This is a genomic window from Streptomyces sp. NH27, assembly GCF_056859195.1.
The window spans coordinates 1-1,532 of the sequence record NZ_JACEGK010000905.1; the positions used below are offsets into that span (position 1 = coordinate 1).

Sequence of the window (1,532 nt, forward strand, 5' to 3'; positions counted from 1 at the left end):
CCCGGTCGGTGACGGTGTGCAGCAACTCGACCAGTTCCCGCCGGTCGGCCGCGGTGACGTCGAAGGACAGGAAGACACTGGACTGCTGCACGGCCTGCGTGATGCCGGCCTGGTGCGGGCCGTGGAACGGCGCCGCCACGGCCTTGCCGCCCGGCGACGGAGTCGCGGCCGCCGCGCTCGACCCGGTCAGCGCGGCCGCGCCGCCCGCCACCGCGCCGACCGCCCCGGCACCGACCGCCGCGCCGCGCAGAAAGCCCCGCCGCCGCAACTCGCCGCCGCCGGACGGCCCGTGCGTGTCGGTCGTCATACCGTCCTCCGTACGTCGAAGATCGTCGCCACCGGGGCGAGTTGTTCCAGCAGGTCACCGAAGTCGGCGTTCACCTGCTCGCGCTGAGCGCGGGTCAGCTTGTCCAGCGCAGTCCAGGTCCCCTTGCGGTCAAGGGACTTCAGGTATGCCTGGGTGCGGTCGAGCGACGCGTCGAGCCGGCCGAGCCCGGAGTCGCGGGTCGCCAGCAGCGGGCGGAGCTTCGCCAGGATCTCCCGGGTGCCGTCGATGTTCGCCGACGCCGTCGCCAGGTTGGTGCCGCTGCCGTAGTCGGTGCGGCCGGTCAGCTCGAACTGCTCGGCGTTCTCGATGATCTCGTGCGCGCGCAGGCCCATGTTCGCCGGGTCCATCTGCTGCGTGCTCCACTGCGTCCTGAGCGCCTTTACCGCCTTGTCCAGCGTCGCGGCCGGGCCGCGCAGGGACGCGGCCGACTCGCCGTGCCACAGGCCGTACTCGATCCGGTGGAAGCCGGTGAAGTCCGGCTCCTTGAAAGGGTCCTGGCCGATCGTGGCGGTGCTGTTGATCACGCCGTCCGCGTCGCCGAACGTGTCGTACGCCGCGCCCAACCGCTCGTACACCAGGTGCCCGATCAGCCAGTCGCGGCGGGCCGCCGTCAGGTCGCCGCGGTCGATGTCGGCCTTCAACGCGCCGGTGCCGGTGGCGAGTTCCCCCATCCGGGCGTTGATCCACTTCTGGTAGTCCAGGGTCGGCGGGATCAGGTCGTGCACGGTGACCGGCAGCGAGGAGGGGCCCTGGGGCACCTTGCCCGGGACCGTCACGGTCGGCCCGGTCACCGAGTCGGTGTCCTCCTGCTGGCACTCGAACGCGTACCGGCCGCTGCCGAGGTCGACGACCATCGAGCGGGTCGTGCCGGGCGCCAGCCCCTCGATCTCCGCGTACAGCCGCCCGGTCCTGGGGTCCTTGAGGTAGACCTCGGTCGCGCTCGCCGCGGAGTTGTGCAGGTCGAACGCCTGCGTCCCGGTGCGCGGCTTCTGTGCGGCGCCCCAGCCCTGTCCGCAGGTGCTCGGTGACACGTCGATCGCGGTGTGCCGCAGGCGGTCCGAGGGTGCCGAGGGTGCCGCGGCGGCCGGGTGCGTGGCGTGGTGACCGCCCCCGGCGGCCAGCACGCCGGCGGTGATCGCGGCGGCGACGGCGACGGCGGTGCCCGCCACGGTCCAGCCGCGCGCGCCGCGCCGGGGGCGTGCAC

Annotated in this window: 1 protein-coding gene and 1 pseudogene; both read right to left on the reverse strand. The window is 73.5% G+C overall.

The window, feature by feature from the left end; genetic code table 11:
- Window positions 1–307: pseudogene (locus AC13HU_RS36950) on the reverse strand (deferrochelatase/peroxidase EfeB); the annotation flags it as partial.
- The coding region (locus AC13HU_RS36955) for an EfeM/EfeO family lipoprotein (protein ID WP_483046376.1) at window positions 304–1,532 on the reverse strand (1,229 nt) is incomplete at its 5' end. The pseudogene AC13HU_RS36950 and the gene AC13HU_RS36955, both read right to left, overlap by 4 nt.